Origin of the sequence: Fibrobacter sp. UBA4297, from assembly GCF_002394865.1 — a bacterium.
Classification (GTDB): domain Bacteria; phylum Fibrobacterota; class Fibrobacteria; order Fibrobacterales; family Fibrobacteraceae; genus Fibrobacter.
The window spans coordinates 1-14,181 of sequence record NZ_DGUZ01000013.1; the positions used below are offsets into that span (position 1 = coordinate 1).

The following is a 14,181-nucleotide window of genomic DNA, read 5'->3' on the forward strand; positions in this document are numbered from 1 at the left end:
GCGCCGTTGTTCCCGTACTTGTACGAATAGTCCCTGAGACCGGTAGACTCATCGAGCTTGACCAGGAAAAGCCCGCCGCTCCACGAACCGTACAGGAGCCACAGGTTTCCGTCCTCGTCGTAGAACACGTTCGGGTCGATGCAGCTGGAACCATAGCCGCCATCCCACTTGCCCAAATTAGTGACACCGTTGTTCGCGATATAGTAACGCTCGTCGATTGTCGAAGAACCGGTCACCTTAGCGTAGTCGGCATTGGCGGCAGAACCCGCCGTCTGCTTGTCCATCCCGCCGTAGACGACCGCACCCTTGTACTCGTACGGCCCCTCGATTTTGTCGGATGTCAGGAGCACAATGGAACTTTTCCAGTCCTCGCCCGCCATCGAAAAGTACAGGCACCACTTTTTCAGCTTCTTGTTCCACACGATATCGGGCGCCCACAGGTTCCCCTTGGCGGTCGCGGAATTCGTATGTTCCGCATAGTCGGCTTCCGCCTTGAACACGCTGTAGTAATCGTCCCTGGCCTCGTTGCCAGTGACATACACCGTGCCGCCCCTCGAAAGCTGCGGCGTAAACGGGGTCCAGTCCAGCATATCGCGGGAATATGCCGCCCCGTTCATGGTCCCGAATATGTAATAATACTTCGTCCGCGACTTGGCCGCATCGTTTTCAGGATACGAATTCCCGCCCGCGTCCTTATAGACCACAATGACGGAAGGATCGTGAACGGCGACCGAGGCCGCAAATGCGGCAACAGCCGCGAGAGATAAGGCGACACACGCCGCCCTGAATGTTTCCAATACACCCATACCACACTCCTTTCCAGAGAATATATAAGAATCTACACTTTTCGCAATTAAAAGTCAATAGTTTTTTACACTATTTAAGGCGAAATGATGTTATTTCTACAATGTTTCACTAAAAAAAGTCCACATTTTACAAAAAAGAACACTTTCAAAAAAAAGCTCTGAGCCTCGTCAATAAAAAGCACCCCGGCATTCGCCGGGGTGCCTTTGTTTGGTATCATCTATTTATCGGAAAATGCTTATCGATTTCGCCTCGCGGTAGCTACCCGTCGTGATTTTTACGATGTAGGTGCCACGCGGCATTTGGCTCATGTTGAGCGAACGCGTGTGCGAGCCTGCGTTTTGCATTCCCGTGATTTCTTGTGCGAGCAATGCTCCAAATCCATTGAATAGGCTTATCTTCACATTGTCGCGATGCGGAAGCGTATAGCTGATTTCGAGATACCCGTGATGGAGCGCAAGGTTCATGTGTGTCGAAACTTTATCAAGTCCGTACATCAGAGCTGTGGTCTTTCCGCTTTCGTCGCTTCCAGTTTCGTTGGTGATGCTAATCGTGACTTTGAAAAGAACCGTTTTCCCGTTGTACGAGAGCCCTTGCGTAAAGCTGTATTTTTCTCCGTTGCTGACGCGGTTGGGGTAGTGGCCTATCGCGAGAGTCCCGTTTGCCAAATCAGCTTCGCTGAATACATAGGCGGTTTCGCCCCATTCAACGACTTTGCCATCTTTGCTGAACCAATGGCCCGGTGTGTTTGCCGTGCTGTTGGTGACGATGTTTCCATCGCTTTCTAGTGCGAAGAATTGTGCCTGTGTGAGCGTTGCTGTGGTGAGTCCGAGTTTCTTCGCAACCTCGCTGATATCAAATTTTGCGGAAATGGTGGCGTAGTTGTCGTCAATCGGAAGCGTCACCGTGATGGTATATGACGTAGCGCCGTCCGTGACGATTTTTGCGGAACTGCTGGAGCTCGCGGGCATCTCGCTGCTGCTCGAAGATTCCGGCGATACGGAACTGCTCGAACTTGTCGGCGCGTCTCCGATTTCAGGCCACTTGTAATCAAGTTTAAAGTCGTTGTAATATTTGACGTTTGCAGCCCCTGCGCCGCTTACACCTGCTTCGGGCTTTAGCTTGTAATCGTAATGCAACTTACGAATACCCGCGTTGCCGGTGTACTGATAATCCGTATTCACGACCACCGCAAAGACCATCTGCGAGCCATTTGTCGAAGAGGGCGTCTTGTCCAAGCGAAGCGTCGCGGAACCTTCGCCCGTAATGGGTTCGCTGTACACAGGTGTACCGTCGGTCGCGCGGTAGCACAGCAAGAAATTCATGTTCTTGTTATTGGAGTTTGCGCCGTTCGGGTAGAAGCTTACGGACACTTCCTTTGCTCCATTTTGCACTTTCAGCGGCACCACGTTCGAGCCAGACCAACCCGGAGTTGTTTCCTGATTCGGTACAAGGTAACCATTGCTTTCCGTTACCGTCTGGTAAGGCGTCATGGTCCAGGTGTAGCTTTTCCTGTTATTGTCCCACATGTCCTGTTCCCAGTAGGTGTCGCTTCCAAAATGCTGGTTCAGCAAATTCTTGATTTCGCCGGACCATTTTTTCATGTCAAGCATCGCAAGCCTTGCGCGGAATTCGGTAATGAGCCTGCGCACGCCCGCATCGCCCAGCCCCTTGTCGAGACCGTATGTTTCAAGCAGGTATTTGGTCTTACCGTAAGCGTTTCCGTAAATCCAGCGAACAGCCCCCGTACCAATCCACGTGCCGATAAACGTCGGGAAGATGTTGCTGTACTGCGAGCCACCCAGCAGGTAACGCTGATTCTTGCCGGTCACGCCACCGCCATCGGCGCCGCCACCAGGGCCACCGAAAGTGCCGTCAATCAGCCAGCCCGAATAAGTTTCAATTGGCATAAACGGCGCAATAACCGTCGCCGCATTCAGAAATCCCATACCGCTGTATACACCATCGCGGTGGCTGAACATATCCTGCTGAATCCAGGTGTTGCCCGCTTCCTGGAACCAGTGCGCATCCTTTGCGCCGGGGTAACCATTCGTCATCGAGTGAATTCCCTCATGAATCATCGCATCCATCTGCGCCACACGATCGTGGTAAGGGCAACTTGTATTGAAACTGTACAGCGGATAAAACGAGGCTGCCACGGCCGTGTAGCCTGCCACCCATGTTTGCCAGCCGCCCGTGGTGTCCGTCTTTGCGCCACCGGCACACGTACCCGAACCGTAGTAATAAATGGCGCTGTACTGGCCTTCTTGCGCTTGGGCATCCGGCGCCCATCCCATCTCATTGTACAAATACTCAAAGTCAGTATCGTACTTCTTGAGAATCGAATCAATCGTCACATCGGTAATGCGGCTGTCGCGATCCTTGCCCCAATAAAACGCCCACCACTTACCGGCCTTCTTTCCGGTAACGCCCGAACAATTGTTATTGAACTTGGTCGGCGGCTTGATTTCGCCTAGGTTCGATTTGGTATCGTAATCCAAATCTGAACGATAGCCGGGCCATGTGTAGGCATCGCCAGGTGCCGCGTAAACGTTAATGCTTAGGGCGAACGTCAAAGCCGTGCCCGGAATCCATCCCAAACAACTTTTTTGCATAACACACTCCATTTTTATGCTATTTAGAGAAATAATTTTTGGTGTGCCCTAGTGCAAGTTTTTAAGAAAAATGGAATGATTTTCTGTGTTAGAAACGTGTAAATGTGTAAGAAAAATTCATTGATTATGCTTGTTTAGTTATAATTTTGCTTAATTTCTTGATTTTTGTGTAAAAATATTATAGTTTAAAACCATGTGCATTGCGCTTGAACACTTGTTTGACTATGACGACTTCCGCAAGTTCCTGCAAGACTATTTTGAGGAACAGAAGAAAATGCGGTCGGTGTTTTCGCATCGATTTTTTGCAGCAAAGGCTGGCTTCAGTAGCTCTTCTTATTGTCTGAATGTTATCCGTGGCCGTTTCAATTTGACTCCGAAATCCATCGAAAAAATTTCAAAGGCGATGGAATTTGAACCGTTGCAAAAGACGTATTTTGAGGCGCTGGTGCAGTACAACCAGGCGCAACAAGTTGATGAGCGCGAAAATGCTTGGAATAAGATTGTCCAGATTCGCAAGCAGATAGAATTTACGCATGTCACGACGCGTGAACAGGGGTATTTTGAAAAGTGGTATTACCCGATTGTGCGCGAGTTGGCGGTATCGTCGGATTGGAAAGGTGACTACCGTGTGTTGGCGCGTTCGGTTGTGCCGCAGATAACGACGGACGAGGCACGCGATGCGGTGAAAATGCTGCTGGAATGGGGACTCTTGAAAAAAGAGGGTGAACGCTATGTTGAAACATCGCAAATGCTCGATGCTTCGGAAATTCCGCCAATGGCGTTGCGACGCATCCGTCATGAATATATGCAGCATGCGATGGGCGCCGTGGAATCTATGCCCAAAAACGAGCGCTTTGCGGCGTTCACGACTCTTGCGATGAGCGAAAAATCCTACAATTATGCGGTAGAGGTGCTGGAAGAAGCCCGCAAGAAGATTATTGCCCGTGCGGCTAATGATTCGGAAGTGGAACGCGTTTACGAAATGATGCTTGTGGCGTTCCCGATGAGCAAGAAAATAGGGAAGGAGGCGGAAAATGAAAAATAGGCGAGTTTATCCAAAGTTGTCGCGTAATTGCGCTGCGTGCGTGATGTCGCTTGCGTTTTCTTTGACGTTCCTGGCTTGCTCGGATAGCGATGATGTCGCCGGTGGAGTGACCGATATCGGAAATTCAATTGCGGATTTGTCTGATACGCTGAGGTATTCCGGTGTAGTGCAGGACTTGCAGGGGCGTGCTGTTCCTGCTGCGCGTGTCGTTGCCTACTTGGATAATTCGAAAGAAATTGTGGATTCGCTTGAAACGGTCGCTGATTCTACAGGGTTCTTTAAGCTAGGTCCGATTTCGAGGATTTCGGCGAAAGGTTCTCCGCGTTTCTATGCGGAATCCAAAGGACTGTCCGGTTTGCGTGGCGATGGACTCTCTGACGTAAGGTTGGATACGATTTGCATTGCTGCGCACAAAACTTTAAGTGGAAAAATTGCCGACGCGACATCTGGTTATATGCGCATTCAGGGAACTCATTTGCGTTCTCCTATCAGTGAAGATGGTTCGTTTGCATTTGATTCTATCCCGGCGGGCTATAGAATGGATCTTGTGTACGTGCGAGGTGATTCGGCAATTGCGCAGCTCGAATTCACGGCGCTGGAATCGAAGGATTCGCTTAAGTTGCCTGAACTTTCGGTCAATGGGGAATGGCTTACGAGCAACGATATGCCTGTTATTGCGGATTACTACGGCTTCCATTATTACCTTCCGTATGATTATTATCTCCCGAATGGGTTTGGCAACCCGGAAATTAAAGTTTATCTCGGCATGGGAAGAGATGTCAACGTACTCAACCACGATTCTTCCGTTGCAGGTAACGTAAATTATGTGGAGGGGATTGACGGCAAGGCAGTGCTCCTGGAACCGGGCCAGTTTATCGATCTCGACACGCTTGACCCCACGGGTGGCAACTTCACGCTTTCGCTTTGGACTAAGTGGGGTGGCCCCAACGGCGAGCACCAGGTGCTGTTCTGCCAGCGAGCTTATTGGAGTGATTCTACATCGCGATTCCAGTGGCATTATGAGGTGAAGAGCGGAACATTTGCCGTAATGAAGGGTATGCCGGACTACCCTGGGGCGGTGTATTTCGGGGATTCAACATCCGTGCCTGTCGGGGAGTGGGCTTTCCTTGTGCTCGTTTCCAAGAATCACATGGTGAGCATGTATGTGAACGGTAAAGCGGTAGCAATTGCGGGTTCCGATGGAACTGAATTTGCAGGGGAATTTGTGCCGAACGAGCTGAATCGTAACGTCCCCTTCCGCATCGGTGGCGATGAAATCGAGACTGAAACCTGGAATGGTGTGATTGACGAAGTTCGCGTTGAATCAATCGCCCGTAGCCCAGAATGGATCAATGCCATGTATGGGCGGCTGAAGCCTTAAAGTGTGCGCGAAGCGTCAATTTTGCTTGCGCATGCTAACATGCTAATGCGCTGAGCTTAGAATTAACTTCATCGAAAAAAGCACCCAAGCCGAGAGTCGCGGGCAAGCTTGCTTGCCCATGACCGAGGCGCAGTGCTTAGAATTGACTTTGTCAATAAAAAGCACCTCGACGTTTGCCGAGGTGCTTGATTATTTGGATCGATGAGAACAGTTAAAATAAAACCCTGTATGGAATTTGCTTTTCGAAGCGGCGGCCTTTGAGGTCGTGGAACGTGTTCTTGCGCATTTGAGGCACGTTGCGGAATGTGTGGGCTTCTCGGAAAGCATCTCGAATTGCCGTTGTGGAATCTTGCGCTGTCTTGCTAGAGTCTTGTGCCGTTTCGCTGGAGTCTCGCGGCTGTTCCGGCGGCTCGCTTGCGTTTGCGGACTTTTCGACGAGTATTTCTACGCGGCCTGTGTATTCAGTGTTGTCGTTTCCTTTGACGGTGTACTTGAACGAGGCAAGTCCCTTGTAATTCTTGTCGGGGGTGAATCTTGCGGTGTAGCCATCTTTCTGCAATTCGACGGAGGCGTTTTCTGCGGCAGATACACTGTAGGTGGGTTTGACGCTTTGGAATCCGCGAGTGATTGTACGCAGGTCAAAATCGAGCGTCCCGTTGCCTTCGACTTGTGCATGCATGGCACCGAGCCAGTTGATGTATTTTTCAATGCGCACATAGCCGTCGTCTTCCTTGACCATGGCGTCGTCTTTGGCGGTGTCGTAGCCCATCGCATTTTCGAAGTAGTCGGGCATTCCGTCCTTGTCGCTATCTGTGGCGGGTTTGCCGGCAATGACTTCACCCCAGCCGTTGTTGGTCTTGAGGCCCATAGCGCCTACGGATTTTACGAGCGTGCCTTCCTTGCCGAGCGTGCCGACCTGGTGCCAGATAAGCGAATCAATGTCGTCGTAGGGGAGGACGCCACTTTGCGAGGTCACGTAGCGCCAGGCGCTTGCCGCACTCATTATCGGGCCCTTTGTCGTGAGCTCGTTCCACGGATTTTTCAGTTCTTCGCCAGGTCCCTGGTAGTAATAAATGCTTGTTGGCCCGCCATTGAGCACTCCGTCGCGGTTCTTGTCGATTAGGTTTCCGTTTGCGTAAATGCTCTGGTTTTTATCGACCTGAAACCACTCGTTTTTGCCTTCTGGACCATAGACAAAGTAGTTGTTCACGATGTCGTGCTTGAATTTTGCACTAGTGTGTGTCGTGTAGCCCGCTTCGAAGTTGTAAAGGATGTTGTTGACGAAAATGTCGTTAATCTTGTCGAGCGGGTTTCTGTTGTGCGTATTCACGAAGGCGTTGTAGTACCAGGCCCAAGTACCGTCAATGGATTCGATGTGGGCGCCGAACTGCTGGCCAATCGGGTTTGCAATGAGCGAATTCTGCACAGTGATGCCTGTGACACGGTAATCTGCGTTGTCCGAGGAGCCTCCGAAGTTATTCCACGGAGCAAGTTCTACCGAGCAATGGTCCACGATGACGTTTTTGGCATCGTAGAGGTTGAGCGCGTCGTCTTTGGTGCTTGCCGTATTTTCTCCAGGTCGGATGCGCAAGTAACGGATGATGATATTGCTCTGCTTGCCTGTCGAAAGTTTTCCGCCGTGAATGGCGATACCTTCGCCCGGGGCTGTCTGCCCGGCAATAGTGATGTTCGACTTGATCGAAACGGCAGTTTTGATATTGATGATGCCGCCAACGTCAAAAACGACAATGCGGTTCCCTTGACTGACTGCATCCCGGAACGAGCCTTCGCCCGAATCGTTCAAGTTTGTCACGTGGTAAACGGTACCCGCGCGACCTCCCGTCACGTTTGCGCCGAATCCGAGAGCTTCAGGAAACGCGAGCGGCTCGGCACTCGCTCCTATACACCAAAACATTGATAAGCTGAGTGCCGAAACCGCGAATTTTCGCTTAAAACCAAAATAATATCCCATAAACAACCCCTATATTGCAATATACTGCAAAAATAGTTTTGTTTTGGTGAAATCAGCCTGCCATTATTATAAATGGTTGTCTATAGACAACGCCAATGTTTTTCAGTTTTCTACTTCCTACTTCCTACTGTCTACTGTCTACTGTCTACCGCCTACTAACTACTAATCCCCACTTGACCCCTTTTATGCGTTTTACTACATTTGTGCCACTTTGAGAATAAATATCGCACAAAAACTTACTGATTCCGAAGACCAACGAGTGGTCTGGTCCCATGCCGACGCTCCTGAAATCTTCGACGAACTGCACCTCAAGGGCGATCTGGTAGCCGAGGTGCTGGTTAGCCCCGAAGGCAACGGCAAGTGCCTTGTGACCGGTACTATCTCTGGAGTGCAAACACTCACTTGTGTCCGCAGCCTGGATCTTTTTGACCGTCCGTTCGAAACCGAGATTGTTGTCGAGGTGGAACGCGGAGCATGCGCTGCACAGGAACTTCATGACGACGACGATGATGTTTTCGCCTACACGATTCCGCAGACACAGGACTTCGTAGATGTTTCCGAGTGCGTCCGACAGCTGGTGACCCTACAGGAACCCATTGCGCCCGTGAAAAATCCTGACGAAGATTTTATCTTTGTAACAAACAATCAAGCTGGCGATGGTGCCGATGCTGAAAAGCCGCTCGACCCCCGCTGGGAAAAACTCAAAGCTCTTAAGAGCAAAATGGAAAACAGGAGTTAAAAATGGCAGTACCTAAGAGAAAAACTTCGACCGCTCGTCGTGACAAGCGCCGCACCCACTGGAAGATGGAAGTGCCGGCTATGGCTACTTGCGATCATTGTGGTTCCGTGAAGCGTCCGCATCGCGTGTGCCCGGTTTGCGGCTTCTACAACGGTGTGGAAGTTGTTGACATGAAGGGTGCCGAAGCTTAATCTAGGAGGAATCCGTGATCAAAGTTGCACTGGATGCCATGGGTGGCGATTACGCCCCGAGTGTTTGCATTGAAGGCGCCGTTAGCGCAGTCAAGAAAAACCCCAATATTCATGTGGTTCTCTGCGGACCGGAGGCCGAGGTCAAGGCTTCTCTCGAGAAGCTTGGTTACACCGGCAATCAGATTTCCGTAGTTGATGCTCCGGACCTCGTGGCTATGGATGAACATCCTGTCATGGTGGTCAAGAAGAAGCAGCATTCTGGCTTGGTGACTTGCGTTGCCTTGCAGAAGAAAGGTCTTGTGGACGCTTCCGTCAGTGCCGGTAACTCTGGCGCAATGATGGCTAGCTGCCTCATGATTCTCGGTAAGACTTGCGACGAGTTCTCCCGTCCGCCTATCGGGGTTGCTCTTCCGACAAAGGATCGCCGCATTGTGTTGGTCGATGGCGGTGCAAACGTTGATGAACGCGCTTCCACTCTCGTTGACTTTGCCATTGCAGGTTCTGCATTCGCCGAAGCTTACCTCGGAATCGAAAATCCGAAGGTTGGCCTCTTGAACATGGGCGAAGAAGAACACAAGGGTCCGGCGGTTCTCCAGGAAACATACCAGCTCCTCAAGTCCGCTCCGGTTAACTTTATGGGTAACATCGAAGGTCGTGACCTCATTGCAGGTAAGGCCGACGTTGTTGCGACTTCTGGCTATACGGGTAACGTTGTGCTCAAGCTCCTGGAAGGCTTCTTCGAAATGCACCAGGAAATGTTCGGCACGATCGACACTCCGGCTGGCAAGCGTTTCTCCGAAATGTGGGACTATCGCGCTACGGGTGGCGCCTTGTTGCTTGGCCTCAATGGCATTGGCATCATCGCTCATGGCCGTTCCGATGCTCTCGCTATCGAAAAGGCTGTTGAAGTGGCTGCCAAGTATGCCGAAGCCGACGTTGCCAACAAGGTAAACGCACGCCTCGCCGCAATCAAGTCCGAGGAAGCTCCTAAAGCATAGCTTTTGTCTGCATTAAGACTTTAGTTGCAATTAGACGGATCTAGTGAACGCTAGGTCCGTTTCTTTTTTGGTTCTTGGTCAATGGTCAATAGTTGTTAGTTTGAAACGCAGGTTTGTTTTTTTGCATTCTATTCAAAGAGCATAGACTAATGACCAATGACTATTGACTGTACTCTAAACATCCTTCTGAAACTTTTTTTATCTTGAATAACAAATAAATATGCTTTGGACGAACCGTCTGGCACCGGTGGTGTGACGGCTATTCTAAGCTTAAATCATTTGTATTCACCCATGACACTTAATGTCATACAGGAGGTCAATTTATAATGCCTACGAAGTCTATTGTGACTGGCGCATCTCGCGGTATCGGTCTTGCCATTGCAAGAGAACTTGCTGCTCGCGGCTCTGACGTTGTTCTTATTTCCCGTGGTGGCTGCCCGGAACAGGCCGAAGCTATCGCCAAGGAATTCGGCGTCAAGACGTTCACGTTCGCATGCGACGTGAGCAACTCCGACTCTGTGAAGGACGCTTTCAAACAAGCTATCGACGCACTGGGTGGCGTGGACTGCCTCGTGAACAACGCTGGCATCACCCGTGACGGCCTCGTACTTCGTATGAAGGACGAAGATTTCGATAACGTTATCGCAACGGACCTCCGCTCGACGTTCCTTTGCACCAGAGCCGTCCTCAGGACCATGATGGGCGCCCGCAAAGGCAGCATCGTGAACATTGCAAGCTTGAACGGTATCAGAACTCAGGCTGGCCAGGCCAACTACGCCGCTGCTAAGGCTGGCGTGATCGGCATGACCAAGTCCAACTCCATGGAATTCGGTTCTCGCGGTATTACCGTGAACGCTGTCGCTCCGGGATTCATCGATACGAACATGACCGCCGCTATGAGTGAAGAAACTCGTGCAAAATATGCCGCCCAGATTCCGCTTGGCCGCCTCGGTCAGCCGGAAGATGTCGCCAAGGCAGTCGCATTTTTGGCCTCCGACGATGCCAAATACATTACCGGACAGGTAATTGGTGTCGATGGGGGCTTGAACGCTTAACAACATTTTATTAAATTTGGACAAAACTTTTTCCCATGGAGAAAAAAATGAACGAAGAAATTTTCAAGAAGGTCACGGACGTGATCGTTGCTAAGTTGGAAGTCAAGGCTGAAGATGTCAAGCCCGAATCTGAATTCGGTAATGACCTCGGTGCAGACTCCCTGGACCGTGTTGAACTCGTGATGGCTCTCGAAGACGAATTCGATGTCGAAATCCTCGATTCCGACGCTGAAAAGTTCCAGAAGGTTTCTGACGTTGTTGCTTTCCTCGAAGCACACAAGAAGTAATCTAGTTTTACTTTAGCCCGCATCCGTTGGGCAAAGAAAGAGCTTTGGGTCCCCGGTTTCGCCGGGGATTCTTTTTTTTAGTCGTTAGTTATTAGTCAGTAGTCATTAGTAGTTAGTCATTAGTCAGTAGTTGTTGCTAATAACCAATGACCATTGACTAATGACCAATAACCAAATACTACATTTCATCTTGCATTTTAAACTATTAAGGAGATTCTGTTGGAAGAACAAAACTTGCTCCACAAGATTCTTAAACTCTGGTTTCGCCAGAAGTCCGGTGACGGGCTTGAGGCTAAGCTTGGGTACAGATTCCGCGATCCAGAACTGCTGGCTCATGCACTCGTTCACCGCTCGTTCCTCGTCGGGAAAGATGTCCCGTACGCAAGCAACAACGAGCGCCTAGAATTTCTAGGCGATTCCGTCCTCAACATGCTTACGACGGAATTCCTGTACAGAACTTATCCGAGCGATCCGGAGGGCGAGCTCTCCAAGCGCAAGAGCGCGATAGTCTCGGGACACGCCTGCGCCCAATCGTCCAAGGAATGGGACTTGAGCGAATATGTGAAAATCGGAAAGTCCGAAGCCAAGATGGGCGGTCGCGGCAAGGAAAGCATTCTCGCTGATGCCTATGAAGCTGTGCTTGGCGCCGTCTATCTCGATGGCGGTCTCGAAGAAGTCCGTGCCATTTTGAACAAGTTCCATTTCCCGCGCGTGCAAGAAATCATCAGCGCAACCGACTTCGTGAACTACAAGAGCGAACTTCTGGAATTTTGCCAGGGCAAATTGCGCTGCTCTCCGGAGTACGTGATTGTTGGCGAAGAAGGTCCGGAACACCAGAAGGTGTTTACGGTCGAAGTGGTCGTGAACGGCAAAGCGTATGCTCGCGGTCAAGGCCCGAACAAGAAAAAGGCGGAACAGGAAGCCTCCCGCCTGTCGCTTGAAACGCTCAAGGCAGAAGCTGCCGAAGCCGATGCTAAAAAAGCCGCCGCTCCCAAAGTCAAACAACCCGCGCACCATATCGGATTGCCGTGATAAGAACTTAGATCTTAGAACTTAGAGCTTAGAAAAAGTCTAAGTTCTACCAACTAAGTTCTGCCAACTGCGGCGAAGCCGCTATTTTATCTATCTTGTCTTACATGAATACATTCTCCCTCCGCTCTTTACTTGCCGTCCCGATGGCGGCTGCACTCGCCTTTGCTCTTGCCGCCTGCAATGAATCCGGCGATTCCAAATCCGGCCAATCTTCGAAAAAAGGCGCCGCCGTTTCCGAAGCCGATTGCCCGATTCTCCCGCTCGATTCTACGGCAACAGGCGAGTTCGACCCGATTGCCTCCAAGGAAGCCCGCGCTTGCGGTTCTATCACGCTTTGGGGCTCCGCCATGCCGAAGTCTTTCAACATGTGGGAAGACTACAATAGCTTCTCTGCTGAGCTCATGAACATGATGTTCGAACCGCTCGTGAGCCTGCATACCACCGAAGACCGCGAAGTCGGTATTCTTGCGGACAAGTGGGAAGTCTCCGAAGACGGCAAGACGTTCACGTTCCATGTGGACCCGCGCGCTAAATGGAGCGACGGCAAGTCGATCACTGCCGAAGACGTGCAGTTCTATTACGACGTCATCATGGACGAGAAAAACCTCACGCCGATTTTCAAGGTGGGCCTCAGCCGCTTTGAACGCCCGGAAGTCGTCGATAGCTTGACGGTCCGCATGACTGCCAAGGAATCTCATTGGGGCAACTTCTGGGAAGCCGCCGGCATGCTTGCATTCCCGAAGCATGTGTGGGGAGGCAAGGACTTCAACAAGATTCGTTACGAATTCCCGGTCGTCTCTGGTCCGTACATCATCAAGACGTTCCGCGAAGACCGCTTTGTCGAACTCCAGCGCCGCAGCGACTGGTGGGGCTTCAAAAAGAACTGGAACCATGGCAAGTACAACTTCCAGAAAATCCGTTACCGCTTCATGAACGACCAGACCAAGGCGCTTGAAGCGTTCAAGAAGCAGGACTTCAACGCCTACGCCATTTACACGAGCAGCATCTGGATGAAGCAGACCGATTTTGATGCCGTGAAAAAAGGCTGGGCCGTCAAGCAGCGCATCTACAACAAGGAACCGATTGGCTTCCAGGGCATGGCCATCAACCTTCGCAAGCCGCAGTTCCAGGATGTCCGCGTCCGCCGTGCGCTCTCGTACCTCTTGAATCGTGAAACGATGAACGAAAAGTACATGTACGGCCAGTACTTCCTCTTGAACAGCTATTATCCGGACCTTTGGGCGAATAACCAGAACCCGACGGCGCCAGTCTACAGCTACAATCCCGAAAAGGCCCGTGCGCTTTTTGCCGAAGCGGGCTACAAGGTGAATGGCGAAGGCGTTCTCGAAAAGGACGGCAAGCCGTTTGCGATTAACTTCATCACGAGCCAGGAAGACTTGCGCCACCTCACGCTTTTCCAGGAAGACCTCAAAAAGGTGGGCGTGGTGGCGACCATCGAACAGATGAGCCAGAGCACGCTCCGCAAGCGCTTGGACGATGCTGACTTTGACCTTTACTGGGTGAACTGGGGTGCAGGCCGCCTCCGCGACCCGGAAGCGAGCTGGATTTCTACGACCGCCATGCAGAAGGGCACGAACAACCTTGCCGGCGTTCAGGATAAGGTCGTCGATAGCCTCATCAACTTGCAGAAGACGGAATTCGATCTCGCGAAGAGGAACGAAATCTTGAAAGCCCTGGACAATCGCCTCGCCGAAATCGTCCCGTACGTGCTCATGTGGCAATGCGACCACCATCGCATCCTCTATTGGAACCGTTACGGCACGCCCGAAAAGGTGCTCGACCAGTTCAACCGCGAAGATGCAATCCCCGTCTATTGGTGGGTCGATCCGGTCAAGTCCGCCGCTCTCGACAAGGCGATGAAATCCGGCGAAAGCCTCCCCATCCCGCCGTTTGATATTAGATAGTAGGCAGTAGACGGTAGACCGTAGGAAGTTGCGCTTCGCGCGCAGTTCCTTAGCACTTGTCATGCCCGTCCCGGAACAAGTCCGGGATGACTGTCGGGCATCTACATCTCATCAAATCTTGAAACGCAAAAGTCCCG

At 51.2% G+C, this 14,181-nt stretch carries 11 protein-coding genes and 1 pseudogene; 9 read left to right on the forward strand and 3 right to left on the reverse strand.

Features of this window, described 5'->3' with window-relative positions:
* Positions 1-806: pseudogene (locus B3A20_RS06845) on the reverse strand (hypothetical protein); the annotation flags it as partial.
* A 222-nt stretch (positions 807-1,028) separates the two neighbouring features.
* The gene (locus B3A20_RS06850; RefSeq protein WP_290763072.1) at positions 1,029-3,419 is read right to left on the reverse strand and encodes a DUF4859 domain-containing protein; all 2,391 of its coding nucleotides are present in this window, start codon (positions 3,417-3,419) and stop codon (positions 1,029-1,031) included.
* Positions 3,420-3,612: 193 nt separating this feature from the next.
* On the opposite strand from B3A20_RS06850, the gene B3A20_RS06855 reads away from it, so the two are divergent.
* Both B3A20_RS06855 and B3A20_RS06860 read left to right on the forward strand, forming a co-directional pair.
* Positions 3,613-4,464 carry a TIGR02147 family protein gene (locus B3A20_RS06855; RefSeq protein WP_290763074.1) on the forward strand — a complete coding sequence of 284 codons (852 nt, stop codon included), beginning with the start codon at positions 3,613-3,615 and terminating at the stop codon, positions 4,462-4,464.
* A complete protein-coding gene (locus B3A20_RS06860) occupies positions 4,454-5,845 on the forward strand; it encodes a LamG domain-containing protein (RefSeq protein WP_290763076.1) in 1,392 nt (463 codons plus the stop codon). The genes B3A20_RS06855 and B3A20_RS06860 overlap by 11 nt, the downstream gene beginning before the upstream one ends.
* A 211-nt stretch (positions 5,846-6,056) precedes the next feature.
* Here the strand turns inward: B3A20_RS06860 and B3A20_RS06865 are convergent, their stop codons facing one another.
* Positions 6,057-7,760, reverse strand: coding sequence for an Ig-like domain-containing protein (locus B3A20_RS06865; protein ID WP_290763077.1), 1,704 nt, complete (start codon positions 7,758-7,760; stop codon positions 6,057-6,059).
* Between the two features lie 268 nt (positions 7,761-8,028).
* On the opposite strand from B3A20_RS06865, the gene B3A20_RS06870 reads away from it, so the two are divergent.
* The 7 genes from B3A20_RS06870 (at position 8,029) to B3A20_RS06900 (ending at position 14,044) form a co-directional block, all read left to right on the forward strand.
* Complete coding sequence (locus B3A20_RS06870; protein ID WP_014546668.1) at positions 8,029-8,556, forward strand: YceD family protein; 528 nt, start codon at positions 8,029-8,031, stop codon at positions 8,554-8,556.
* A gap of 2 nt (positions 8,557-8,558) precedes the next feature.
* The gene (gene rpmF / locus B3A20_RS06875; protein ID WP_014546669.1) at positions 8,559-8,747 is read left to right on the forward strand and encodes a 50S ribosomal protein L32; all 189 of its coding nucleotides are present in this window, start codon (positions 8,559-8,561) and stop codon (positions 8,745-8,747) included.
* A gap of 14 nt (positions 8,748-8,761) precedes the next feature.
* Positions 8,762-9,745, forward strand: a complete 984-nt coding sequence (gene plsX / locus B3A20_RS06880) for a phosphate acyltransferase PlsX (RefSeq protein ID WP_088661228.1) — start codon at positions 8,762-8,764, stop codon at positions 9,743-9,745.
* A gap of 326 nt (positions 9,746-10,071) precedes the next feature.
* Positions 10,072-10,800, forward strand: a complete 729-nt coding sequence (gene fabG, locus B3A20_RS06885) for a 3-oxoacyl-[acyl-carrier-protein] reductase (RefSeq protein ID WP_290763084.1) — start codon at positions 10,072-10,074, stop codon at positions 10,798-10,800.
* A gap of 47 nt (positions 10,801-10,847) precedes the next feature.
* Positions 10,848-11,087 carry an acyl carrier protein gene (acpP, locus tag B3A20_RS06890; RefSeq protein ID WP_014546672.1) on the forward strand — a complete coding sequence of 80 codons (240 nt, stop codon included), beginning with the start codon at positions 10,848-10,850 and terminating at the stop codon, positions 11,085-11,087.
* Between the two features lie 219 nt (positions 11,088-11,306).
* Entirely contained in the window at positions 11,307-12,119 is an 813-nt protein-coding gene (rnc, locus tag B3A20_RS06895) for a ribonuclease III (protein WP_088630571.1), read from the forward strand.
* Positions 12,120-12,223: 104 nt separating this feature from the next.
* Positions 12,224-14,044 (forward strand): extracellular solute-binding protein, encoded by a 1,821-nt coding sequence (locus B3A20_RS06900; protein ID WP_290763086.1) that lies wholly within the window; start codon positions 12,224-12,226, stop codon positions 14,042-14,044.
* The last annotated feature ends 137 nt before the right edge of the window (positions 14,045-14,181 follow it).

Excerpts from the sequence above, each read along its gene's own strand:
- B3A20_RS06850 (WP_290763072.1), bottom strand. The coding sequence starts at position 3,419 with ATGCAAAAAAGTTGTTTGGGATGGATTCCGGGCACGGCTTTGACGTTC.
- B3A20_RS06855 (WP_290763074.1), top strand. The coding sequence starts at position 3,613 with ATGTGCATTGCGCTTGAACACTTGTTTGACTATGACGACTTCCGCAAG.
- B3A20_RS06860 (WP_290763076.1), top strand. The coding sequence starts at position 4,454 with ATGAAAAATAGGCGAGTTTATCCAAAGTTGTCGCGTAATTGCGCTGCG.
- B3A20_RS06865 (WP_290763077.1), bottom strand. The coding sequence starts at position 7,760 with ATGTTTTGGTGTATAGGAGCGAGTGCCGAGCCGCTCGCGTTTCCTGAA.
- rpmF (WP_014546669.1), top strand. The coding sequence starts at position 8,559 with ATGGCAGTACCTAAGAGAAAAACTTCGACCGCTCGTCGTGACAAGCGC.
- fabG (WP_290763084.1), top strand. The coding sequence starts at position 10,072 with ATGCCTACGAAGTCTATTGTGACTGGCGCATCTCGCGGTATCGGTCTT.
- acpP (WP_014546672.1), top strand. The coding sequence starts at position 10,848 with ATGAACGAAGAAATTTTCAAGAAGGTCACGGACGTGATCGTTGCTAAG.
- B3A20_RS06900 (WP_290763086.1), top strand. The coding sequence starts at position 12,224 with ATGAATACATTCTCCCTCCGCTCTTTACTTGCCGTCCCGATGGCGGCT.